The sequence below is a fragment of the Candidatus Pantoea floridensis genome, from assembly GCF_900215435.1.
Classification (GTDB): Bacteria; Pseudomonadota; Gammaproteobacteria; order Enterobacterales; family Enterobacteriaceae; genus Pantoea; species Pantoea floridensis.
Genome location: NZ_OCMY01000001.1, coordinates 3,531,288 through 3,554,208 on the forward strand (window position 1 = coordinate 3,531,288; position 22,921 = coordinate 3,554,208).

Annotated in this window: 21 protein-coding genes and 1 tRNA gene; 15 read left to right on the plus strand and 7 right to left on the minus strand. The window is 54.1% G+C overall.

What is annotated here, in order from left to right; genetic code table 11:
• Positions 1-5 precede the first annotated feature (5 nt).
• Positions 6-1,346, plus strand: a complete 1,341-nt coding sequence (locus tag CRO19_RS16395; protein WP_097096776.1) for an LLM class flavin-dependent oxidoreductase — start codon at positions 6-8, stop codon at positions 1,344-1,346.
• Positions 1,347-1,410: 64 nt separating this feature from the next.
• Here the strand turns inward: CRO19_RS16395 and CRO19_RS16400 are convergent, their stop codons facing one another.
• Together CRO19_RS16400 and CRO19_RS16405 are read right to left on the minus strand one after the other, a co-directional pair.
• Positions 1,411-2,196, minus strand: a complete 786-nt coding sequence (locus tag CRO19_RS16400) for a phosphate/phosphite/phosphonate ABC transporter substrate-binding protein (protein ID WP_097096777.1) — start codon at positions 2,194-2,196, stop codon at positions 1,411-1,413.
• The gene (locus CRO19_RS16405) at positions 2,093-3,160 is read right to left on the minus strand and encodes a fatty acid desaturase (protein WP_097096778.1); all 1,068 of its coding nucleotides are present in this window, start codon (positions 3,158-3,160) and stop codon (positions 2,093-2,095) included. Before CRO19_RS16405 ends, CRO19_RS16400 begins: the two co-directional genes overlap by 104 nt.
• Before the next feature lie 204 nt (positions 3,161-3,364).
• Between CRO19_RS16405 and CRO19_RS16415 the strand changes: the two genes are divergently transcribed.
• From CRO19_RS16415 to CRO19_RS16425, 3 genes are all read left to right on the plus strand, one after another.
• Entirely contained in the window at positions 3,365-4,387 is a 1,023-nt protein-coding gene (locus tag CRO19_RS16415) for an LLM class flavin-dependent oxidoreductase (RefSeq protein ID WP_097096780.1), read from the plus strand.
• Positions 4,388-4,592: 205 nt separating this feature from the next.
• Complete coding sequence (locus CRO19_RS16420; protein WP_097096781.1) at positions 4,593-4,781, plus strand: type II toxin-antitoxin system HicA family toxin; 189 nt, start codon at positions 4,593-4,595, stop codon at positions 4,779-4,781.
• A 16-nt stretch (positions 4,782-4,797) separates the two neighbouring features.
• Positions 4,798-5,208 carry a type II toxin-antitoxin system HicB family antitoxin gene (locus CRO19_RS16425; protein WP_097097681.1) on the plus strand — a complete coding sequence of 137 codons (411 nt, stop codon included), beginning with the start codon at positions 4,798-4,800 and terminating at the stop codon, positions 5,206-5,208.
• 33 nt (positions 5,209-5,241) lie between these two features.
• On the opposite strand, the gene CRO19_RS16430 is transcribed toward CRO19_RS16425, so the two are convergent.
• From CRO19_RS16430 to CRO19_RS16440, 3 genes are all read right to left on the minus strand, one after another.
• Positions 5,242-6,069 (minus strand): glycosyltransferase family 8 protein, encoded by an 828-nt coding sequence (locus CRO19_RS16430; protein ID WP_097096782.1) that lies wholly within the window; start codon positions 6,067-6,069, stop codon positions 5,242-5,244.
• Between the two features lie 18 nt (positions 6,070-6,087).
• Entirely contained in the window at positions 6,088-7,470 is a 1,383-nt protein-coding gene (locus CRO19_RS16435) for a D-arabinono-1,4-lactone oxidase (protein ID WP_097096783.1), read from the minus strand.
• Positions 7,471-7,544: 74 nt separating this feature from the next.
• Positions 7,545-8,186: a TetR/AcrR family transcriptional regulator gene (locus CRO19_RS16440; protein WP_097096784.1), complete on the minus strand. Its 642-nt coding sequence runs from the start codon at positions 8,184-8,186 to the stop codon at positions 7,545-7,547.
• 212 nt (positions 8,187-8,398) lie between these two features.
• On the opposite strand from CRO19_RS16440, the gene CRO19_RS16445 reads away from it, so the two are divergent.
• The 5 genes from CRO19_RS16445 to CRO19_RS16465 all read left to right on the plus strand — a co-directional run bounded on the left by CRO19_RS16445 (position 8,399) and on the right by CRO19_RS16465 (position 13,617).
• Complete coding sequence (locus tag CRO19_RS16445; RefSeq protein ID WP_097096785.1) at positions 8,399-9,226, plus strand: MetQ/NlpA family ABC transporter substrate-binding protein; 828 nt, start codon at positions 8,399-8,401, stop codon at positions 9,224-9,226.
• 12 nt (positions 9,227-9,238) lie between these two features.
• On the plus strand, positions 9,239-10,369 hold the full coding sequence (locus CRO19_RS16450) for a methionine ABC transporter ATP-binding protein (RefSeq protein WP_097096786.1): 1,131 nt from the start codon (positions 9,239-9,241) through the stop codon (positions 10,367-10,369).
• On the plus strand, positions 10,350-11,009 hold the full coding sequence (locus CRO19_RS16455; protein WP_097096787.1) for a methionine ABC transporter permease: 660 nt from the start codon (positions 10,350-10,352) through the stop codon (positions 11,007-11,009). Before CRO19_RS16450 ends, CRO19_RS16455 begins: the two co-directional genes overlap by 20 nt.
• A gap of 95 nt (positions 11,010-11,104) precedes the next feature.
• The gene (locus CRO19_RS16460) at positions 11,105-12,304 is read left to right on the plus strand and encodes a M20 family metallopeptidase (RefSeq protein WP_097096788.1); all 1,200 of its coding nucleotides are present in this window, start codon (positions 11,105-11,107) and stop codon (positions 12,302-12,304) included.
• Between the two features lie 11 nt (positions 12,305-12,315).
• On the plus strand, positions 12,316-13,617 hold the full coding sequence (locus CRO19_RS16465; RefSeq protein ID WP_097096789.1) for an NtaA/DmoA family FMN-dependent monooxygenase: 1,302 nt from the start codon (positions 12,316-12,318) through the stop codon (positions 13,615-13,617).
• Here the strand turns inward: CRO19_RS16465 and CRO19_RS16470 are convergent.
• Complete coding sequence (locus CRO19_RS16470; RefSeq protein ID WP_097096790.1) at positions 13,614-16,322, minus strand: DEAD/DEAH box helicase; 2,709 nt, start codon at positions 16,320-16,322, stop codon at positions 13,614-13,616. The two genes, CRO19_RS16465 and CRO19_RS16470, sit on opposite strands and share 4 nt — an antisense overlap.
• A 212-nt stretch (positions 16,323-16,534) precedes the next feature.
• Here CRO19_RS16470 and CRO19_RS16475 point away from each other — a divergent pair, with 212 nt between their 5' ends.
• Together CRO19_RS16475 and proR are read left to right on the plus strand one after the other, a co-directional pair.
• Complete coding sequence (locus CRO19_RS16475; protein WP_097096791.1) at positions 16,535-16,879, plus strand: type II toxin-antitoxin system RelE/ParE family toxin; 345 nt, start codon at positions 16,535-16,537, stop codon at positions 16,877-16,879.
• Positions 16,880-16,893: 14 nt separating this feature from the next.
• Complete coding sequence (proR, locus tag CRO19_RS16480; RefSeq protein WP_097096792.1) at positions 16,894-17,196, plus strand: transcriptional regulator ProR; 303 nt, start codon at positions 16,894-16,896, stop codon at positions 17,194-17,196.
• Positions 17,197-17,337: 141 nt separating this feature from the next.
• On the opposite strand, the gene CRO19_RS16485 is transcribed toward proR, so the two are convergent.
• Positions 17,338-17,413 (minus strand) — tRNA-Asn (locus tag CRO19_RS16485).
• A 507-nt stretch (positions 17,414-17,920) separates the two neighbouring features.
• On the opposite strand from CRO19_RS16485, the gene CRO19_RS16490 reads away from it, so the two are divergent.
• The 4 genes from CRO19_RS16490 to nac all read left to right on the plus strand — a co-directional run bounded on the left by CRO19_RS16490 (position 17,921) and on the right by nac (position 22,916).
• On the plus strand, positions 17,921-18,844 hold the full coding sequence (locus CRO19_RS16490; protein ID WP_097096793.1) for a sugar ABC transporter substrate-binding protein: 924 nt from the start codon (positions 17,921-17,923) through the stop codon (positions 18,842-18,844).
• Positions 18,845-18,876: 32 nt separating this feature from the next.
• Positions 18,877-20,361: a sugar ABC transporter ATP-binding protein gene (locus tag CRO19_RS16495; protein WP_097096794.1), complete on the plus strand. Its 1,485-nt coding sequence runs from the start codon at positions 18,877-18,879 to the stop codon at positions 20,359-20,361.
• A gap of 14 nt (positions 20,362-20,375) precedes the next feature.
• A complete protein-coding gene (locus tag CRO19_RS16500; RefSeq protein WP_097096795.1) occupies positions 20,376-21,407 on the plus strand; it encodes an ABC transporter permease in 1,032 nt (343 codons plus the stop codon).
• Positions 21,408-21,998: 591 nt separating this feature from the next.
• The gene (gene nac / locus CRO19_RS16510; protein WP_097096796.1) at positions 21,999-22,916 is read left to right on the plus strand and encodes a nitrogen assimilation transcriptional regulator NAC; all 918 of its coding nucleotides are present in this window, start codon (positions 21,999-22,001) and stop codon (positions 22,914-22,916) included.
• Positions 22,917-22,921 lie beyond the last annotated feature (5 nt).

Here is a 22,921-nt window from a genome sequence, read left to right on the forward strand (position 1 = left end):
GCAGAATGAGTCAGACACAACGCCAGCTGCGGCTGGGCGCGATTATTCAGGGCGTATCCGGCAACATGTCGGCCTGGCGCCATCCCGATGCGGTCGCGGATGCCAGCATTAATGTGGATTACGTGCTGGATCTGGCGCGCAAAGCGGAGCAGGCGAAGATCGATTTCTTGTTCGTGGCCGACGGCTTGTACATTACGCCGCAGTCGATTCCGCACTTCCTCAATCGCTTCGAACCCATTACCTTGCTGTCGGCGCTGTCGCTGGTGACGAAACACATCGGCCTGGTCGCCACGCTCTCAACGTCCTACAGCGAACCCTTTACCGTGGCGCGCCAGTTCGCCAGCCTCGATCATCTTAGCAGCGGCCGCGTCGGCTGGAACGTGGTGACCTCGCCGCTGGAAGGCTCGGCGAAAAACTTCTCACGCAGCAGCCATCCGGAACACGATGAGCGCTATCGCGTGGCCAGCGAATATCTGCAGGTGGTGAAAGGACTGTGGGATTCGTGGGAAGGCGATGCCTTTGTGCGTGACAAGCAGAGCGGAGAATTTTTTGCTGCTGATAAGCTGCACACGCTGAACCATAAAGGCCACTACTTCTCGGTACAGGGGCCGCTAAACGTGGGGCGCTCACCGCAGGGACGGCCGATTGTGTTCCAGGCGGGCGCCTCCGAAGCGGGGAAAGCTTTTGCCGCAGAAGCTGCCGATGCTATCTACACGCGACAGGAGACGCTGGAGCAGGCGCGCGAGTTCCGCGAAGATGTGCGCCGTCGGCTAGTGGCGCGCGGCCGTGATGCCGACGAGATTCGCGTGTTTCAGGGCATCAGCGTGATTATCGGGGAAACGGAACAGGACGCCGAACGGCGCTATCAGCAAACCGCCGAACTGGTGACCATCGATAAAGCGCTCGACTACCTTGGCCGCTACTTTGAACATCACGATTTCAGCCAATATGCACTGGATGAACCCTTTCCGGAGATTGGCGAGCTGGGCAGCAACAGCTTCCGCAGCACCACCGATAAGATTAAACAGAACGCGCGTGAACGCGGTTTGACGCTGCGTCAGGCCGCGCTGGAGGAGGCCACGCCGCGCCCGAGTTTCCTTGGCACGGCACAGCAGGTGGCGGACGGGCTGGCAAACTGGTTCCTGGCCGGCGCCACCGACGGCTTTATCGTGCGCGGCGGCACGCCAACGGCGTTTGATGATTTTGTGGCGCAGGTGATTCCGCTGTTGCAGGCGCGCGGTATCTATCGCCATGAGTACGAAGGCGAGACGCTGCGGGAAAATCTCGGGCTGGCCGAGCCAGAGAACCAGTTCGTTGCACAGCGCCAGAGTCAGCAGGTGGCGTGATGTTCGCCAGGTCGCCATAAATGGCGACCCTACTGTAGGGTGCGCATTCATGCGCACCTGGACATTACAAAGCCGTTACGCCCAGCGCCGCAGCAGCATCCTTCCACGCTTTAACTTCGTCATAAAACGCCCTTTCGGTGACGCTGAAGCCGCCAATCAAATTCTCATGCAGCAGATCCTGATAACGCGGATCGCTGGTCAGTTCTTGCAGCGCGCTGCGCAGTATCACCAGCGTTGCCGCATCGGTTTTGGCTGAGGTGATCAGCGGCAGTGCAGCACACAGCGGCGTTTCGCCGATGATCTCCAGCCCTGCCAGCTCGTCAGGGAAGTTGCGGCGCAGCAGCGCCCAGGTGATGCAGTCGATCGCCGCGATATCCGCGTGGCCGGCACGCAGCGCCGCCAGCGATTGGCGATGACTGCCGCTAAAATGCGTCTCGCTAAAGAATTTTCCATCCTGCGCCAGCGGCGCAATCACGTAGCGCAGCGCGTTAAAGCCGGAGTGCGAATCGTTGCTGTTGCACACTGCACGTCGACCACGAAAATCGCTGAGTGTCAGGTGCTCATCTTCGCTGCGCGCCACCAGCCAACTGCGATAGCGCGGGCCGTCGCAGCCCTGTGCACTTGACTGAAAGGTGCCAACCAGCTGCACATCCGGCAGCAGTTCTACCAGCGGATAGCCGCAGGTTTGGCTCAGCAGCAGTGCGTCATCGCGCCAGTGCGGCAGTAAATTCTGCGGCCACGTAACCTCAGCCTGCACGCCGCGTTGCAGCAGCAGCGTCGTTAGCGCTGAGGTCAGGCCGATCGTCGCCTGATGATTGATGTGGTACATCGGTAACGAAATGATGGGCATTCTGTGCATCCTTATGCGTGCCCGGATGGGCGGTAACATCAACTGATTTGCGCCAGAAGCGCGCTAACCATTCGCCATAACCGGCGACGCGAAAACCGTGATTACGCTGGTGGTAGCCATCGCGATACAGCAAATAGACTTTGCGCAGGCCATACCACGGCAAACCGGGCAGATCGTGATGTACAGAATGATAGTTGAGATTGAGGAACAACAGACGCCAGGGCAGGGCAGCTTCATTATTTACCGAGCGCGCCAGCGGCTCTTCTTCAGCACGATGCTCGTAGAAAGAGCGCACCTTCGTTAGCATCAGCGCCGGGTAGCTTACCGCCAGCACGAACCACAGCGGCGAAAAGCCTTGCTGCGTCATCCAGTAAAACAGTCCGCTCAGCAGCGTGAGATGGCTGATCCACATCGCCATGGCCGGTTTATCGCGCTGGATAAATGACGTAATGAGGGTGTTGATGGTCGTCGCCATATCAAACAGCGGACCCAGCAGTAAGCGTCCCGGAAAGGTGTTGCGCAGATGAACGATCTGCTGTTGCCACGGCTTGAGCTGTGCCCAGCGTTGCGGTGAAAGATAATAGGTTTCAGGATCTTCGTCGGGATCGGTCAGCGTGTGATTGCGGTGATGCGCCAAATGCGAATCACGATACAAACCATAGGGATACCACACCGCCAGCGGCAGCGTACCGAAGAGCTGGTTGAGGCGCGGCAAACGCGTCGGATGACCGTGAATCAGCTCGTGCTGCAGCGAAAGATACCAGGTGGTAAAGAGGATCAGCAGCAGCGTGCTGAGGGCTAACCCCAGCGTTTGCCAGTAGATGACGCAGGCAAACCAGCCGCCATAAACGACCACCATTAATAGCCACGTCGGCAGCTCGCTGCGCCACAGCCAGCTGCGTGCCAGTTGATGTACCACCTCGCGCTGTTGCGCATTGAGATAAGCCGCTGTCCCTTTACTCATGAAGAAATTGCACCTGCCAAACGGGAATATGACAGCGAAGATGATTGATCTGCGTGACGATCACAAAGAATCTCTTTTTCTTAGTTATGCAAAAAAGTTGATGATGCGCGCGAAATCTATTGGCTATCAGTCACCTCGTCTGTGGCGTAACCTTGCTGTATCGAAAACGCTCGGGCCAATGCGGCCCACGGGGAGAATTTCAACATGAAAAAAATTGGCTTTTTATCTTTCGGTCACTGGACCCCATCACCACAATCGGCCACCCGCTCCGCGCAGGATGTGCTGCTGCAATCGATTGATCTCGCAGTTGCTGCTGAAGAGTTAGGCGCGGATGGCGCTTATTTCCGCGTGCATCATTTTGCGCGTCAGCTTAGCTCACCGTTTCCGCTGCTGGCGGCGGTGGGGGCGCGGACTAAAAAAATCGAGATTGGTACCGGCGTGATCGATATGCGCTACGAAAATCCGCTCTATATGGCGGAAGATGCCGGTGCGGCGGATCTGATCTCCAACGGTCGTCTGCAGCTGGGGCTGAGCCGTGGTTCACCGGAGCAGGTGATTGAAGGGTATCGCTACTTTGGATTTAATCCGCAGAACGGTGAGAGCGATGCTGATATGGGGCGTCGTCACACTGAAGCGCTGCTGGAAGTGCTGCGCGGTGAAGGTTTTGCCAAGCCCAATCCACAGCCGATGTTCCCGAACCCGCCGGGCCTGCTGCGTCTTGAGCCCTTCTCAGCCGGTTTACGTGAGCGCATCTGGTGGGGATCCGGATCCAATGCCACGTCGATTTGGGCGGCACAGCAGGGCATGAACCTGCAAAGCTCCACCCTAAAAGATGATGAAACCGGCGAACCTTTCCACGTGCAGCAGGCGAAACAGATTCGTGCCTATCGCGCAGCCTGGGAAGCCGCCGGACATCAACGCACGCCGCGCGTTTCGGTAAGCCGCAGTATTTTCGCACTGACCAACGACACCGACCGCGCCTACTTTGGCCGCAGCGGACAGGATCAGGATTCGGTTGGTTTCCTCGATGAGAAAACCCGTGCGATCTTCGGGCGCAGCTACGCCGCCGAGCCGGATAAGCTGATCCAACAGCTGGCGCAGGATGAAGGGATTGCCGAAGCCGATACGCTGCTGCTCACCATCCCGAACCAGCTGGGCGTGGATTACTGTGCGCACGTAATTGAAAGCATCCTCACCCACGTCGCACCCGAGTTGGGCTGGCGTTAAGTCTCCAGGTGCGCAGCAGTGCGCACCTGACCTGAAACTGCGCGGTCTTTAGTAGGGGCGCCATTCATGGCGACCGATTCACGCTTAACTGACGAGCATTACGCCATTCATAGCGATCCATAAAATAACCCCAATAACTCCAAACCTTGCAATGCGGAGTTATTGGGGTTATTTTTATGTTTTCAGGATGCAGTAAGGCAAGTGCATGGATAGCAGATCATTAATGGCTGAGATTAAGGCCGATGGTTGGGAACTGATACGCATTAACGGTAGCCATCACCATTTCGTCCATCCCGTAAAAAAAGGATTGGTGACGATACCGCACCCAAAAAAGGATTTGCCGATAAAAACGGTGAAAAGTATCAGGAAACAAGCCGGACTGATTGTCCATTAAATTGAAAGAGGTAAATATGTTTTATCCTATTGCGATTGAAGCTGGCGATCAATCGACAGCATTTGGCGTTACCGTACCGGATTTGCCGGGCTGTTTCTCGGCCGGTGATACCTTAGAAGAAGCAGTGAAAAACGCCAAAGAGGCGATTATCGGTCATTTAGAGTTGATGGTAGAACTCGAGCAGGATATTCCGGCGGTTTCCGATCTTAAAACGCTGATGAAAGATGCGGAATATGCCGGTTATGTTTGGGTGCTGATTGATGTGGATGTCACGCGGATTCTTGGTGGGTCTGAGAAAATCAACGTTACCTTACCGAAGTTGCTGATTGATCGTATTGACCGTTGCGTAGCGACACACCCCGAATTCAAAACCCGTTCAGGTTTTCTGGCGCAGGTGGCGCTGGAACGTATTGCGAAAACCCGCTGATTAACCGGTGCGCAGCAATGCGCACCTTATTTATCAATCCGCACTCAGCTCCCACCACAGCTTATCCAGCGCGTAATAACGGTCGCGCTCAGCTGCGGGCTGGTTCAAATCGCGCTTCCACGGTTTGGCCAGAATGAAATGCAGGTTCTTCACATCCTCTTCGCGCCACATCGCACTGTGCTGGAACGGTAACGTTTTTAGCGCGTTGTAAATATACGGCAGCGGCAGCCAGCGATTCTCGAACACTTCATTGAGTAAATCCTGCTCGGAGAACGGATAACGGCGCAGATCGCTAATCGCCGCCACTTTCTCTTGTAACCACTTAAACACCGACAAATCAGGTTTTAGCACCAGGAAACCGCCGTTCAAATAGCGATCCAACGTGGCGGGAGCCGCCTCGCCGCGATCCTGCCAGGTGTAATGACAATTCTCCGGCTGCCAGCTGGCCGGATAGCTGGCGATGTTATTTGGATTGCAGCGACAGGCGTGACATGCCGCCAACGCATGTTTGCCGAGATCGAGCGTAAACAGCTCGTCCATATTGCGCAGCACCAGCATATCGGCATCCAGAAACACCACGCGTTCGCAGTCGACCAGCTCCCACGCGCGCAGCTTGCTCCATACTTCACCAAACTGCGCGGAAGCGTAATGCTGCTCTAGCTCGGCATTCGGCATCAGTGGCTTCACCGGATGGATCACGCAGCCCAGCGCCTGCAGCGCTTCGCGCGTTTCCAGATCGATAGCGTCTGTCACCATCACAATCAGCGGCCAGCGCGTTTCGCTGCGTTTCAGCGAACGGTGTAGCGCTTTCACACCAATAAAATAGTCAGGCTGCGTTAACAGCGTTACCCATGCAAACATGGCTTCTCCCCTTCAAACTTAATCAAACAAAGCAGTGACATAGTCATTGCTAAAACGGCGTTGCGGATCGAGCTGGTTACGCACTTCGTGGAAGGCGTCCCATTGCGGATAGATATCGCGCCACTGGTAGCGCTGCGGATCGTAATATTTGCCCCAGTGCGGACGTCCACCTTCTGCCGCTAATAGCTTCTCCACTTCAGTAAGAAAGTGCAGGCCATCTTCCGACAGTGAGCCATCGTCGGCGTAATACACCACAAAGCCGAAGAAGCAGGTCGCGTGCTGATACGCCGGGCTGAGCCAGGCTTCAGACGCGCCAGTACAACGCAGGATAATTGGATAGTGCATATGCGGATGGTTCTCGGCATACCACGCTTTGATCTTGCTGATAATCTGCGGCGTTTTCTCCAGCGGCACGCCGATCTCAACGTTGATTTGCGGCACCGCAATGCCGCGGCAAAATAGCTGATAGATATCGCCGCTGATGTCGGTGAAATCGCGGAAGCGCGTCACGGTGCGGAACTGCTTGCCGCCTTTGCCGTGAATCTGCGTATCGCGATGCATCTGTGCCAGCGTCTGATCGATGGTCTCATTCAGGCTGCTGTCGGTATCATCGCCGTGCTCAATCACTTCACGCTGATTGGCGTACCAGGCTTGTGACTCCGCTTCACTGGCTTCATGCGCGTTCCACACATGCATCAGGTTGTCATCGACAAACCACCAGGCTTTGCTCATCTCATACTGCTGATTCCACGCCACCAAATCCTGCTCCAGCGTATCGGCGGAGACGGCAAACTTGTGGCAGGTAAACAGGCGGAAAGGACGCGTGCGCAGCGTCACCGCGGTCACAATACCCAGCGTGCCGAGCGACACCTGCGCCGCAGCGAAATCGGGCTCGCCGCGTACCAATTCACGCACGCTGCCGTCGGCCAGCACCATGCGAATGCGCAACGCTTCATCGGCCAGCGAGCTTTGTGCCAGGCCCTGGCCGTGCGTGCCGGTTGCCATAGCCCCGGCCAGCGTTTGAACCGCAATTACGCCCGGCGAGGAGGCCAGCATGCGATCCATCTCGGTAAGCTGGCTGTAAACCTGCTCCAGCGGCGTGCCGGCGGCAAAGGTCACGCTATCAGCATCATGCGCAATTACGCCGTTAAAGGCGCTGAGATCCAGTAGCAGATCCTGCTCATGCACCCCCAGCATGCGGCCCGGTGACAGGCGGCTGCCGAGCACGCGTACTTTGCCGTTGGCGGCGCGCAGCAGCTGTTGGAGCTCCGCCTCATTTTGCGGCTGCTGTAACTGATTGCGCTGACCAACCACCGTGTTCTGCGCCCAGTTCCACAGTGCGCTGTCCTGGTCGGTATTGTGCGTATGGCGTAAGGGATAAAGGTGGGGGTCTTTGTTCACTACGGCGTTCCTTAGTCTGAGGTCTGTGACGGTCCCAAGAGTTTAAGCGTAGACCATAACAGCGAAGCCGCAGACTACGGGGCTTTGCGCACATATCGTAGCGTGGCGGTGACCGCTAACTGCCGATTACGGCGGATGCTGTCCTCCTCACTATCGTTCGGGGTGAACAGCGTATGAAAGGTGTAGCGATTGGAGACGTGGTGCACACAAATACTGCTCAGCAGACGATGCACATCAACGGTGTCGAGCTCATCGATAAACAGCCCTTGCCGTTGGCCGCGCGTCAGGATGTCATCAAGCAGATCAAGCGCGCTTTTATTCAACGCTTTGATGCGTTCAGACTGAATGATGTAGCGCCCGCGCAGCAGGTTTTCAGTACATACCAGCCGCATAAAGTCAGGATGTGAGACGTGATAATCAAAGCTAGCCTCCACCAGTTTGGTCATTGCCAGCTCAGGCTCCATTTCGGCAAGATTCAGCCCGGTTTCATGCTGACGTATTGCCTGGTATACCTGTTCAAGTACTTCAATATAGAGCTGCTCTTTGTTGCCGAAGTGATAGACCACCATGCGTTTGGTGGTTTGCGCATGATCTGCAATCTGCTCCAGACGCGCGCCCTGCATGCCGAACTCCGCGAACATTTTCAGGGCACCGGCAAGGATGCGTTTCTTAAGCCCTTCAGGGTCATTTTTCCGTTTCGTTGTAGTGTCCGACATAGCGCTCAATAACAGGTTTTTCAAAAGGGGGATGGTAACACAGCCATTTTCTCGCTTGTGACGAGGTGAGCGGCGTGCAGCTTTATGCTTTTCAGGAATAGCATTCCCGAATAAATCATAATGCAGGAATAAGCAACTGCGTATACTGCGGTCATCTGTCATTACGACAGCTTATTTTGACTCGCGCAATTATAACGATTGGGAAATATTTTATGCACACACGTCTGGCATCCGTTAAAAATAAATTCTTGTTATCCGCTGGCGCGCTGCTGCTGGCCAGCGCGGCGCTATCGCCGTTGTCTCTGGCCCACGCTGCCGACAAAACCTCGATTAAAGTCGGCATTATCAGCGGCGAAGATGAAGATGTTTGGCGCGAAGTGATCAAACAGGCGGCAGCCAAAGGTCTGACGGTGAAAACCGTGATTTTCAACGATTACAACCAGCCGAACGAAGCACTGCAAAATGGCGAAGTGGATGCCAACGCCTTCCAGCATCAGCCGTTCCTCAATAACCAGATCAAGGTGAATCATTACGACATCGTGCGCGTGGGTGATACCGCGGTGTGGCCGATTGGTCTCTACTCGAAGAAAGTAAAAAAGGCGGCAGAGTTGAAAGAGGGCGCGGTGATTGGCGTGCCAAACGATCCCTCTAACGAAGCGCGCGGTCTGGTGCTGCTGGAGCAGCAGGGGCTCATCAAGCTGAAGCCAGGCGTGGGTATTGCGGCCACCACCGCCGATATCACCGCGAACCCGCATCATCTGCAAATCAAAGAGCTGGATTCCGGCATCATTGGCCGTTCCGTTCCTGACCTCGACGCTGCGGTAGTGAACACCGATTGGGCGCTGAAGAGTGGCCTGACAACCGCCGATCGCATTGCCCAGGAGCCGGTAAAAGATAACCCGTACAACAACTTCATCGCGGTGAAGAAAGAGAACGTGAGCGCACCGTGGGTGAAAACGCTGGTGGCTTCCTATCAGAACGACGCCGTGAAGACCGTGTTTGACAAAGTCTACAAGGGTACGGGCGAAACGGCCTGGTAAGGAACGAAAAAGATGACGTTATTCTCTGGAGCCGAAACCCCCTTCAGCACGTTGCAACGCGGCGTGGTCGACAGCGCGCATGACGAAGCGCAGGTAACGTTTCGCGACAGCGGCAGCGTAGTGCGCTTGCAGGGAGTATCACGTCGCTTCGGGCAAACCCGGGCGCTGCACGCTATCTCGCTAACAGTGCAGAAAGGCGAAATTCTTGGCCTGATTGGGCGCAGCGGTGCCGGTAAATCGACGCTGATTCGCTGTCTTAACGGGCTGGAACAACCTGATGAAGGCGTTATTGAAATTGAAGGCCGGAACATCACCGGCCTGTCAGAAAAGCAGCTGCAAACGGTGCGCAGCCGCGTTGGCATGGTGTTTCAGCACTTCAATTTGCTTTCGGCCAAAACCGTGGCGCAGAACGTGGCGCTGCCGCTGAAAATCGCCGGCATGGATAAAGCGCAGCGCCAGCAGCGCGTGACGGAACTGCTGGATCTGGTGGGATTAGCGGACAAAGCGCAAAGCTATCCGGCGGCGTTATCCGGTGGTCAGAAACAGCGCGTCGGCATTGCGCGCGCGCTGGCGGCGAGTCCGGCGCTGCTGCTGTGTGATGAAGCCACTTCCGCGCTCGATCCGGAAACCACGCGCTCGATTCTGGCGCTGCTCAAATCGCTTAATCAAAAACTCGGCATCACCATTTTGCTGATCACCCATGAGATGGAGGTGATCAAATCCGTGGCGCATCGCGTGGCAGTCATCAATGCCGGAGAAATTATCGAACAAGGTCCGGTGTGGCAGGTGTTTGCCCATCAGCAATCGGATCTGACCCGCATGCTGCTGCGGGGATTGCTGCCACAGCTGCCAGAAAACCTGGCCGCACGCATTAGCGATCAGAAGCAGGGCGACGCCATCTACAGCGTGCATTTTGCCGGTGACGATGCGCAGGGCGATCTGTTAACCCGCTTTGCGGCCGCGCTGCCAGGTAAATTCCGCCTGCTGCAGGGCGGTGTTGATCACATCCAGCATTACGCGGTAGTGCGTTTCTTTATTGCGCTCCCGGCGGCAAACGCGGCCGATGAGCAGCAGATTCTCAGCTGGCTGCATGCGCAGCAGGCACACGTGGAGTTGGTGGGTTATGTCGCCAGTCATGATTGATCTTTTGCTGAATGCGCTGGGTGAGACGGTATTAATGACCGCGATCTCTGGCCTGTTTTCACTGGTGGCAGGTTTGCCGCTCGGCTTGATTCTGGTGATGACCAGCCCGGGCGGGATTGCCGAACATCGCGGCGTTAATCGCGTGCTGGGGCTCATCATCAACGGCTTCCGCTCGCTGCCGTTCATTATTCTGCTGGTGGCACTGATTCCCTTCACGCGCTTCCTGGTCGGCACGTCGCTCGGCACCTGGGCGGCGATTGTGCCGCTTTCGATTACCGCGACGCCTTACTTCGCGCGCGTCGCCGAAGTTTCCTTGCGCGATGTCGATCGCGGGCTGATCGATGCGGTGCGCGCCATGGGCGCCAGCAAGCTGCGCATTGTCTGGGACGTGCTGATCCCAGAAGCGCTGCCCGGCATTCTTTCGGGTTTTGTGGTGACGCTGGTGGCACTGATTGGCGCTTCGGCGATGGCCGGTGCGATTGGCGCGGGCGGATTGGGGGATTTGGCAATTCGTTACGGTTATCAGCGTTTTGAAACCTCGGTGATGATTGCGGTGATCGCGGTACTGATTGTGCTGGTCTGCGGCATTCAGTGGGTCGGTGACCGATTGGTGCAGCGTATTGATAAGCGTCATGCCTAATCGGTGGCCATGAATGGCCACCCTACGAAGGCCGGTGCAAATTTTTGTAGGGGCGCCATTTATGGCGACCGCCGCATAGCAAAAGGAGAGTATCTATGTCGCTGAATGCCCTTCAGCTCACCCTGGAAAACAGCCTCGAACAGCACAGCGCCGCCTATCTCAAGGTCTCGCAGGCGATATTCCAAAACCCGGAAACCGGCAACAACGAGTATTTCGCCAGCGAACAGCTGACGCAGCTGCTGACGGCGCAGGGCTTTGACGTCACGCGTAACGTCGCCGGACACGAAACGGCTTTTTATGCGGTAAAGACCAGCAGCAAACCCGGCCCAACTATCGCTTTTCTGGCGGAGTATGACGCGCTGATCGGCATCGGACACGCTTGCGGCCACAATCTGATTGGCACCACCAGCGTGGCTGCGGCCATCACGCTTTCCCAGGCGCTGGAGGAAACCGGCGGCCGCGTGGTGGTGCTGGGTACGCCAGCCGAAGAGGGCGGCTTAGCCGGGCCGGGCGGGCCCAAGGGCAACGTGAAGAAACGTTTTGTCGAAGCCGGATTACTGAAAGATGTCGATGTGGCGCTGATGGTGCATCCCGCCGGTAAAACGCGCTTAACTGAATCGACACTGGCGAATAATCACCTCTACTTCCACTTTTACGGCAAACCGTCACATGCCGCCAGCGCGCCACATGAAGGTATCAATGCGCTGGATGCGCTGGTGTTGCTCTACAACGGCATCAGCGTGCTGCGTCAGCAGCTGCCGGACGGCGTGCGCGTGCACGGTATCATCACCAACGGTGGCCAGGCGCCGAACGTTATCCCGGAATACGCTTCGGCGCACTACTACATCCGTGCCGACAGCCGTGAAGTGGTCGAATCGCTCGAACCACGTCTGCGCGCCATAGCCGAAGGCGTGGCGCTGGCGACCGGTGCGCGCGTTGAAATTGATCATCAAATTGGCCCGCGCGATTTCAAACTCAATCCGGCACTCGATGCGCTGCTGCTGGATGAGTTCATCGCCGCAGGCGAACAGGTCGATTTGTCACCGCAGAAGAACAAAGTCTCTACCGATGCCGGCGACATCAGCCATGCGGTGCCGACAGCGCATCCGTGGCTGAAAATCGGCCCTGACGATCTGATTTTCCACACCGTGCCGTTCCGCGAAGCCGCTAACTCAGCGCGCGGTTATCAGGCGCTGCTGATAGGTGCACGCGTGTTAGCGCGCACCGGATTGCGCCTGCTGACCGACGCGGACGCATTAAACCATGTCAAAGCGGATTTCGCGCGACAACCATAAAGGAGAGTGTTGTGTCGCAAACCTATCGCAGAAAATTGAAAACGCTGGTCGGTGCCAGCAGCGTGATCTCCGCGGCTAACGACAGCCAGCCGGGAGTGGGGATCGCGCGTGCTATCGAACTGGCGAAGATTGCCGAACGCGAAAAAATTACCGGGCTGTTCACCGCTGATTTGCTGCAGGCCGATCCGGCGGGCTTAGCGGGCACCACCGGCACTCAGGATCCGCTGATTGCGCTCGCCGCGCTGAGCCAGGTGACGTCACACATCGGTTTGATCGCCACCGTCAGCACCAGCTGGCTGCATCCGTACAATCTGGCGCGTCAGGTCGCCACGCTCGATCACATTAGCGGCGGGCGTGCGGGCTGGAATGCGGTGACCTCCTCCGTTGGCGAGGAAAACTTTGGCGAAAGCCCGCTGCCGCCACCGCAGGAGCGCTATGCGCGTGCCACCGAATTTATCGAAGTGATGAACGCGCTGTATGACGCCAACGAGCGCGCGGCGGTGCAGCGCACCGCCAGCGGCGGCATTCGTCTCGATCATACTAAACTGCATCCGATCAACTACCGCGGTGACTATTTTCAGGTTGCCGGACCGCTTAACGTGCCGCCACCGCCGCAGCGCCGTCCGGTACAATTCCAGGCGGGACAGTCCGAGGCGGGCGTGACGCTGGGCGCGCGCTATGCCGAAGTGATTTACACCTCGCAGCCGACCTTTGAGGCCGCGCAGACGTTTGTGGCTGAGGTGCAGCAACGCGCACGACGTTTTGGTCGTGAGCATAATCCTCCACTGATCATGAATTCCTTCCACGCCATCATTGGTGAGAGCGACGCTGATGTTGCGCGTCGCCTGCGCGAAAAACATGAACGCATCAACTATGATCAAGGGCGTTTACGCGTGGCGGATATGTTAGGAGGCGAAGTGGATCTCCACGATGTGCCGCTTGACCAGCCGCTACCGGCGGCGTTGATTCCTGAAGTGACGCAGGTGCATCGTCTTCAGGGCCGTGCCGCCATCTTCCGTGGCTATGCGCTGGAAGGATTAACGCTGCGCGAGCTAATCATCAAAGCCGAAGAGACCGGCCACTGGTTTGTCGCCGGCACGCCAGCAACGCTGGCGGATGCCATCGAACAACGTTACCAGGCTGGTGTACTGGATGTGATTTCACTGCATGGCCTCGGGCAGCCGGACCAACAGGATTTGCTGCTCAACGGCCTGCTGCCGGAACTGCGCCGCCGCCAGCTGATTGATACGGATTATGTGGGCAGTGATTTCCGTAGCAGCCTTGAGCTGGCGGCGTTACCTGTGATTAATTAAGCCGATTGCGGACTTACGAGAAGACCAGTTTGTTCCCGGTGCAGCGCTTTGTTCAGGAAGTCCGCAATTTTCTCTTCAATGTGGCTATCTATGGTGCGCAAACGGAGAAGCGGGATATCACATTTATCGAGCACTGACTGCTTCAATTGATCACGTTCCGCTTGTAGCGTTTCGGCGTGCTGACCACCGTCAACTTCAATAACGCCAAGCGGCTGTTTACCCACGCGATAATAAAGTACAAAATCGCAGCTCGCGCCTTGATTCATAAACTGCTCTTCACGCGACGTGAAGAGGCTACTCGGCGCAATAATTAACTGTTTGAGTGGAATCTGGTTATGCAGCTGGATCGAAGAAAATTGCGCGAGTTTTAGCGCATCTTTAATTAAACGTGCGGCAATCTGCTCAGATTTATAATTTGAATCCTCAGGATTAAGTCGTGCTTTTAACGTATCAAGAGACTGGTCATACTCTTCATAAAGTAGGTCGAAAGCAGAAACGACCGGGCTTTGATAAACGTTATCGTTATCTGCATAATATTGCATATAGCGAATCAGTGCGGCGATGTGTTGGTTGTTTTGGGTAAACACATTATCACCCGTCACCAAAGTAAAATGACGTTTAGCGCGCGATACTGCCACATTAATCAGTTGCGGGTCATCAACGAATGCCAGGGATTGTGAGCTGGCTTTTTTATCGAGTACCGTCGAAAATACTATTTCATCACACTCCCGCCCTTGAAACTTATGCACGGTTGCGCTGACAAAATCCTGACCTAAATAGCCTTCAGAGAGATCAACCTGCGCATTATAAGGGGCAATAAAGCCGCGCTGAGATTGTTCCTGCCAGTCCAGAGCATTCATTGACTCGATTTCACGTAGATTACTATTATCGCGATTATGATTACCCTTAGCGGTAATCACTAAAGATAAAGCTTTTTCACCCCGATCGCGTGTCATGGCAATTAATTGATTATCGTAGAACTGTTTATTACAAAATTGAATGATTTTAGGATGACATCGGTAATGCTCTTTCAATAACGTGACAGGGAGGTTCTTGCCGTATACGCTCAAAACTGAATCCAGCAGGCTATTACGTTGGCAGTCGTAAGCTGCCTCGGGCGCTGTAATATCAAACGGTAATTTCGCCGGTACGTGTGGAAGTTGCTTGCGGTCACCGACAATCACAACATTATGCGCACATGCCAATGCAAAGACGCCGGGTAAAATATCCTGCTGCGATGCTTCGTCAATAATCACGTAATCCAGCGGGTTATCAGAGCCAACGGAACTGATAATTGAGTAAGTTGTGCTACCAATAACAGGAAAACGCTGTAAAAACGCGCTGAAGTTTCTACGGTAATTGCCTTCGTTGATCTCTTCCACCGGGCTGAGATGTTGGCTCAGATGCGCCTGTAAACAGTCATGCGAATCCTGCGAAATGGCTTTAATCAACTGCGAAACATCGCGATGAACTAATTGCTTTTCAGCATGGGCAAGCTTCTCTTTTGCCAGCGTGAGGCGCTGGCGATAGTAGTGGCGTTGTAGAGCATAGAAACAGGCCAGACGTTTTTCCGGTGTCTTAAGTGGCCGGGTATCAATAATGCCGAAGCGGAAGAACAGTGTAAAACGCTGCGCTAAGCCTATTTTCTCACGCTTCATAGATTGCAATAATGCCATCAAATCCGTGCTTTTTTGCGGTGTCAGGCGATATTTATCAACCGGCCATCCTGAGGAAATAGAGTGGTTGCTCATCCATTGCGAGAGGTATTTTTCCTCAATTTTTAATTCCTCAATCTCGGCCAGGTAGCGTGCTTTATCACACTGTGCATGCAGATGGGATTTAATCTCAGTAACCGCTTTAGCGATCTCTTCTTTTCGCGGTGCAATATTTTTCCAGCAATTTGGCAAAGTAGGGAGTCGGGCAAAAAAATTCGCCTTATTATCGTTGCTACCGAGTTTCGCCACCACATGCCCTAATCCATACTCTTCGAGTTTCTGATAGACATTCTCTACAGCAGCATTGTTATTGGACACAACGGCAACGCTTTTATTCTCCATAAGAATATTAGCAATAATATTAAGAATGGTTTGGGTTTTTCCGGTGCCTGGAGGACCTTCAATGACGGAAAGTTGCGAACTAAATGCCTGCTCTACGGCCTGTATTTGGCTGTGATTCATGCCAAACGGGTAGATTAGCTGAGGTGAAAAATTGCGCCTGGCATTATTGCCCGCGAGGTAAGCATGTAAAGCAGTATCATTTATCGGAATTATTTTCGATAGCTGATGGGCCAGGTTTTCAGCAATCACCGTTTGATCGGTGGAAGCACTTTTGACGCGAGCCTGTGCCATTTCGACCAGATAGGAAAATAACGCTTTATCTTTATAGTCCGCAGGGTGATAAATTTCCGCCTTATCAGCCATCATGAGGTAGCGATAGCTATTACCGGGGTAGGTGTAAAGTACATATTTATTACCGACCATCACGGCATTTTCAATTTCCTGAAATGTAGTGGTGCCTTTCTTACGCAATAGCGTACCGCTAATAGGGCTAATTGGCTCAATTTGGCATTCAGTGAATGGCCACGAATACGATTTACCGGAGTGAAAAATCCCTTTAAGTTCCAATTGCTTATTATTATTGTATTTCAACTTCCAGTCTTTAAGTTGAGCGGTGCGGTCTTCACCGTTCACTATGATCGTCGTCATTTCCCCATCCATGAGTAGCGTTAATGATTGAAGGACTATAACCGCAGACGTGATGTGGGTGAAGTTTTCTCAGCCATTCTTTCTTATGACTCTTCTGGAACCCGTCTCCACACTTTGCTTCAAGCTTAATGCACCATTTTCTACATCTGTGCACACTCCACTTATCGCTTTACACCTATATAGCATTTGACCTATATTGGCAAGGAGGCATTGTGTGGAAGATAGAGACAACCGACAGATTTTATCGCTGGCTAATGTCGCTTGATGATGTTGACCGGGCTTGTGTACTGGCAGGGCTTATCGTTTTGCGAGAAAAAGGTCCGGCTCTAAGCAGGCCTTATGCCGATACGATTAAAGGTTCACGTTATAGCAACCTGAAAGAACTGCGAGTACAAAGTAAAGGCGATCCCATTCGAGCATTTTTCGCCTTCGATCCATGGCGAATAGGTATTGTACTTTGTGCTGGATGCAAAGTAGGCAATGAAAAGCGCTTTTATGCTGAGATGGTCCCGCTGGCCGAGCGAGAATTTGCCAGGCATTTAGATAACAAGAGATGAAAAGGAGAGAGGCGATGGGCAGAACGCTAGAACAGATCCTCGCTGATGAAAAGCCTGAAGTGGTTGCCTGTGCCAAGGCTCTGGCGGAAGAGACCTTGCTCAACATTCATTTAGCGGAGCTGCGTGAGAAAGTGCAGAAAACCCAAGTGGAAATGGCGCAGGCGCTCAACATCAAACAACCTACCGTTGCGGGCATGGAAAAGCCGGGCCGCGACCTTAAGCTTTCTACGCTGAAGCGCTATATCGAAGCGGCGGGTGGAAAATTGCGGGTGGATATCGAATTACCAGACGGTTCGCATTACGAATTTGTGGTGTAACCATCAGCAAGTTATGTTCTGAAATCCCTTAAGGTGCGCATTTATGCGCACCATGAAGGTGGTCGCCATAAAGTTACGACCTTACTAAGTGCATAAAACACAAAAGCCCGCTCAGGTTTCCCTGAGCGGGCTTTTTAAATTTGGCTCCTCTGACTGGACTCGAACCAGTGACATACGGATTAACAGTCCGCCGTTCTACCGACTGAACTACAGAGGAATCGTGTGAACGAGGCGCATATTAGCGATGCCGATCCCCATTGTCAAAGCCCGACTGCACACTTCTGGTTTAAGTGCGCGTAAAAGCAGCGGAATGACGCTTTTTTGCCTTGAACGATCAGATTCTAAACTGCCAACAGGATCTCACTTTAAACGCAATTCCTTTGAGATGTTAGAGGCGTGTCAAAGTTTTGTTATTTGCCGATTTTAAAACAATCGTTTCAGTGCTTTTATGATGAAAGTTTCAAATGTGGATTGGATGAAATAAATGAACTGCTCATCACCACCTGCGAAACGCGCGCAGGCAGCTAAAACAGAATTGAGAAAATAACACATTGATAATTATTAGGTTGTAATAAACAGATGCAGTAAGCCAATAGCGTTAGACCAGAAGCCTTACCTCTACAACCACAAAAAAAACGCCAGCGATGTTGAGTGAATGTAAAAGATATTTTTCATTCGTCGTCTCAGCCAACCTGAGCATGTTAACGAAAAAGAAGGGTTACCTATGAAATTCAAAAAAGCGTTAGTGACTTCCCTGTTAGCTTGCATGTTGCCTGCCGCAGTGATGGCAAAAGACCTTCAGGTGGGCGTCTCTATGGCGCTGTTTGATGACAACTTCCTCACCATTCTGCGCACCGCAATGCAGAAAGAGATGCAGAAAGACAACATCAAAGGTCAGGTCGAAGACGCGAAAGGCGACGTTTCACAGCAGCTGCAGCAGGTTCAGAACTTCATTGGTCAGGGCGTTGACGCCATCATCGTTAACCCGGTAGACACCAACGCGGTAAAACCACTGGTGGATGCGGCGGCGAAAGCGGGCGTGCCGCTGGTGTTTGTTAACCGCAAACCGGCGGGTGAACTGAAAGACAAAATGGCCTTTGTCGGTTCCGACTCTGAACTGGCCGGTCGTCTGCAAATGGAAGCGTTAGCGAAAAGAATGAACGGCAAAGGCAACGTGGCGATTCTGCTGGGTGACCTCGCCAACGAATCGACCCGCGAGCGCACCAAAGGTGTTGAAGCGGTCGTCGCGAAATATCCTGGCATCAAAGTGGTACAGAAACAGACCGCTAAATTCATGCGTAACGATGCGGTAGACGTGGTGAGCAACTGGTTAACCGCCGGTGATGACATCCAGGCCATTGCGTCTAACAACGATGAAATGGCGATTGGTGCACTGCAGGCGCTGGGTAAAAACCCGAACCACATCCTGGTTGCCGGTGTTGATGGCACCCCCGATGCGCTGCAAATGATCAAGAACGACAAAATGGTCGCCACCGTGTTCCAGGATGCTAAAGGCCAGGGTGAAGGCGCGGTACAAACGGCGGTCAAACTGATTAATGGCGAGAAAGTGCAAAAAGTCGTCGATATCCCGTTCCAGCTGATCACCAAAGACAATTACGAAAAGTTCGTCAGTCAGAATCAAAAATAACCGTTCCCGACTTAGCCGTACGGAGGTGATGTATGACCGCTTTTGCGCTTGAAGCCGAAGGCATCAGCAAGTTCTTCCCCGGAGTGAAGGCACTCGACAATGTCTCACTGCGTATTAAACCGGGGTCGGTACATGCCCTGATGGGTGAAAATGGCGCGGGCAAATCCACTTTAATGAAATGCCTTATCGGGATGTATCGTCCCGATAAGGGCACCATTCGCATTAAAGGGGAGCCGGTGCAGTTTCAGGACACCATGGATGCCTTGCGTTCTGGCATCTCCATGATTCACCAGGAGCTCAATCTGGTGCCTTACATGACCGTGGCCGAAAACATCTGGCTCGGTCGCGAACCGATGAAGTACGGCTTTGTCGATCACGGCAAACTCAATAAGCAAACGCAGGCGTTGCTGAACCGGCTGAATATCCGTCTGAAAGCGGATCGTATGGTCGGTGAGCTTAGTATCGCCTCGCAGCAGATGGTTGAAATTGCCAAAGCGGTATCGTGGAATTCAGACATCGTGATCATGGATGAACCGACCTCGGCACTGACAGAAACCGAAGTGGCGCATCTGTTCACCATCATCCGTGACCTGCGCGAGCAGGGCAAAGCCATCATCTATATCAGCCACAAAATGGATGAAATCTTTGCCATTACCGATGAGATCAGTATCTTCCGCGACGGTTCTTGGGTGGGCAGTAATGACACCAGCCACTATACCCGCCAATCGTTGATTACCCAGATGGTGGGCCGCGAACTGACGCAGCTGTTCCCGAAATTTAATGGGGAAATCGGCGAAGATGTGCTGACGGTGCGTAATTTAACCTGCAAAGACCGTTTTACCGATATCAACTTTACGGTGCGCAAGGGTGAAATTCTTGGCGTTGCCGGCTTGGTAGGTGCAGGGCGCAGCGAAGTGATGGAAAGCCTGTTCGGCATGGAGAGCTTCGACAGCGGTGAAATCCTGATTGATGGCGTCCCGGTGAAGATTGATTCTCCCTCCACGGCGATTGAGAAGGGCATGGCGTTTCTCACCGAAGATCGCAAAAAGTCCGGGTTGTTCCTGGTGCTGTCGGTGATGGAGAACATGAGCATCGTCAACATGCCGGATTACACCCACAAAAGCGGTTTTGTCAGCCATATCAAAATGGCGCAGGACTGCATGGATCAGATTCGCAAACTCAACATCAAAACCCCCACCATGGATCAGATCATCAATAACCTCAGCGGCGGTAACCAGCAGAAGGTGCTGATTGCGCGCTGGCTGCTGGCGCAACCGAAGATCCTGATCCTCGATGAACCGACGCGCGGTATTGATGTTGGGGCCAAAGCAGAAATTTATCGTTTGATCAGTGAACTGGCAAACCGTGGCGTCGCCATCATCATGGTGTCGTCCGAACTGCCAGAAATTCTCGGCATGAGCGACCGCGTGATGGTAATGCACGGCGGACGTATAACCGGCATCCTCGATAAAGAAGAGGCCAATCAGGAAACCATTTTGTCGTTGGCATCCGAGTGAGGCGTGAGACACCTATGAGTAATGTAAAAATTTCGGCCCCGCAGGCCGCAGAACAACCCTCTTTCTTCAGCAACCTGCGTCATAAGCTGCCTAAAGATACGGGTATTTTTGTTGTGATGGTGGGCATTGCCCTGATCTTTGAAATCGCAGGCTGGTACGTGCGTGACCAATCCTTCCTGATGAACACCAACCGCCTGGTTCTGATTGTGTTGCAGGTGGCGATTATCGGGATTATTGCCGTGGGCGTGACGCAAGTTATTATCACCACCGGTATCGATCTATCGTCCGGTTCGGTTATCGCCTTAACTGCCGTCGTCGCGGCGAGCCTGGCGCAGACCTCCGATAGCCTTACGCCAATGTATCCCTCATTGGTCAACCTGCCCGCCGTGATTCCGATTGTCGCCGGCATCGGAGTAGGGCTGTTGTGCGGCGTGATGAACGGTGTACTGATTACCAAAACCGGGATTCCTCCGTTTATCGCGACCCTCGGCATGATGGTTTCCGCGCGCGGTCTGGCGCAGTACTACACGCAGGGTAATCCGATCAGCTTCCTGTCAGATGGCTTTACCTCCATCGGCCAGGGCGCAATGCCGGTGATTATTTTCCTGGTGGTGGCGTTCCTGTTCCACATTGCGCTGAAGCACACCCGCTACGGCAAATATGTCTACGCGATTGGCGGCAACATGACCTCCGCCAAAGTGTCCGGCATCAACGTTAACAAGTACCTGATCATCGTCTATACCATCGCCGGTGCGCTCTCAGGGCTGGCGGGTGTGGTGCTGGCGGCGCGCGTGAGTAGCGGCCAGTCAAGTATGGGCATGGCCTACGAACTGGACGCCATCGCCGCAGCGGTTATCGGCGGTAGCAGCCTGATGGGCGGCGTTGGACGCATCACCGGTACGCTGATTGGCGCGGTGATCCTCGGACTGATTAAGAGCGGCTTTACCTTTATTGGTGTCGATGCGTACGTGCAGGACATTATTAAAGGCATCATCATCGTTGCCGCGGTTTCAATAGATATGCACCGCAACCGCAAAAAACGCTGATACGCTTCATACTTCGCGCTGTAGCGGCGTTGGCTGCGCCCGTTTACCCTGGTCACATAGTTGTCTATGCTCCCAGGGCTAAACGGGCTTGCCGCCTTGCTACAGCGCGAAGTATTTTGCGTATCGACACCGTGCATTTAACACAAAAATTCTCTCGGTCGGTTCCCTCTCCCGCGAGCGGGAGAGGGCTAGGGTGAGGGACAGCGCGCACCCTCCCCACCACATAAGTTTTCCTGCTGGTTAATCCCCTTCTTTCCCGCTCGTTTGGTTTCATTAACGCTATTTCTGCCCTTTATCGGCTATTTCTGCACCATACCCGCTCATCGCGTCATCACTTTTTTGCACGCCTGCCTCGCATTTTCCGCACCATCGCAGTGCAACCTGATGCGTCCTTAATCCTTTTGCGTCATCGCCCGCGCTTATTAACCCGTTCGAGGTAATCACAAACGCTTATTTTCCGTGCCTTTAGGAAAAATCCGGCCATGCTTTTTTACCGCTTGAATAAACCTGGCCTGCATATTGCAACTTCATCTACACAAGCCAGCAGGCTGAGACGCCCAACCTGGGTATTCGGGGATTGACGGAGGCAACATGAATTTAAGACGACTCAAGTACTTTGTAAAAATCGTCGATATCGGCAGCCTGACTCAGGCAGCAGAAGTGCTGCACATCGCGCAGCCTGCGCTTAGCCAGCAGGTCGCTACGCTGGAAAATGAACTCGATCAGCAATTGCTGATCCGCACCAAGCGCGGCGTGACGCCAACCGAGGCCGGTAAAATTCTCTATGCCCACGCCCGTACTATTTTGCGTCAGTGCGAACAAGCGCAGACGGCGGTGATCAATGCCGGGCAGGCATTAAATGGTCAGGTATCGATTGGCTTAGCGCCGGGTACCGCCGCATCGTCACTTACCATGCCGCTGCTGCACACGGTGCGCGAGCAATTCCCCGATGTGCTGGTGTATCTGCATGAAAACAGCGGCACCTCGCTGAATGAAAAAGTGATGAACGGCCAGCTGGATATGGCCGTGCTGTACGATCGCGCGCCGACGGCAGGCATCAACAGCATTCCACTGATGAAAGAGGAGCTTTACCTGGTGGGCGCCACGGCGTGTCCGGGCACCACGGTCGATCTGGCAGACGTCGCGCAGATGAGTCTGTTCCTGCCGCGTGATTACAGTGCGGTGCGCAAACGTGTGGACGAAGCCTTCTCGCTGCGCCGCCTCAGCGCTCGCATTATTGGTGAGATTGAGTCGATCTCGACGTTGACCGCCGCCGTAGCGAGCGGCATGGGCGTTACAGTATTGCCTGAATCCGCCGCGCGGGCGCTGGTCAGTTCAACACATGCCTGGATGGCGCGGATTAACAGCCCGTCGCTGAATTTGCCGCTGTCACTGAATATCTCGGCGCGTTTGCCGCTGTCGCCATCGGCGCAGGCAGTGAAAAACATTCTGCTGTCACTGCTGAATAAGCCGATGGTGGAAGATCGTGAATTGATGTTGGTGGGGTAAAATCG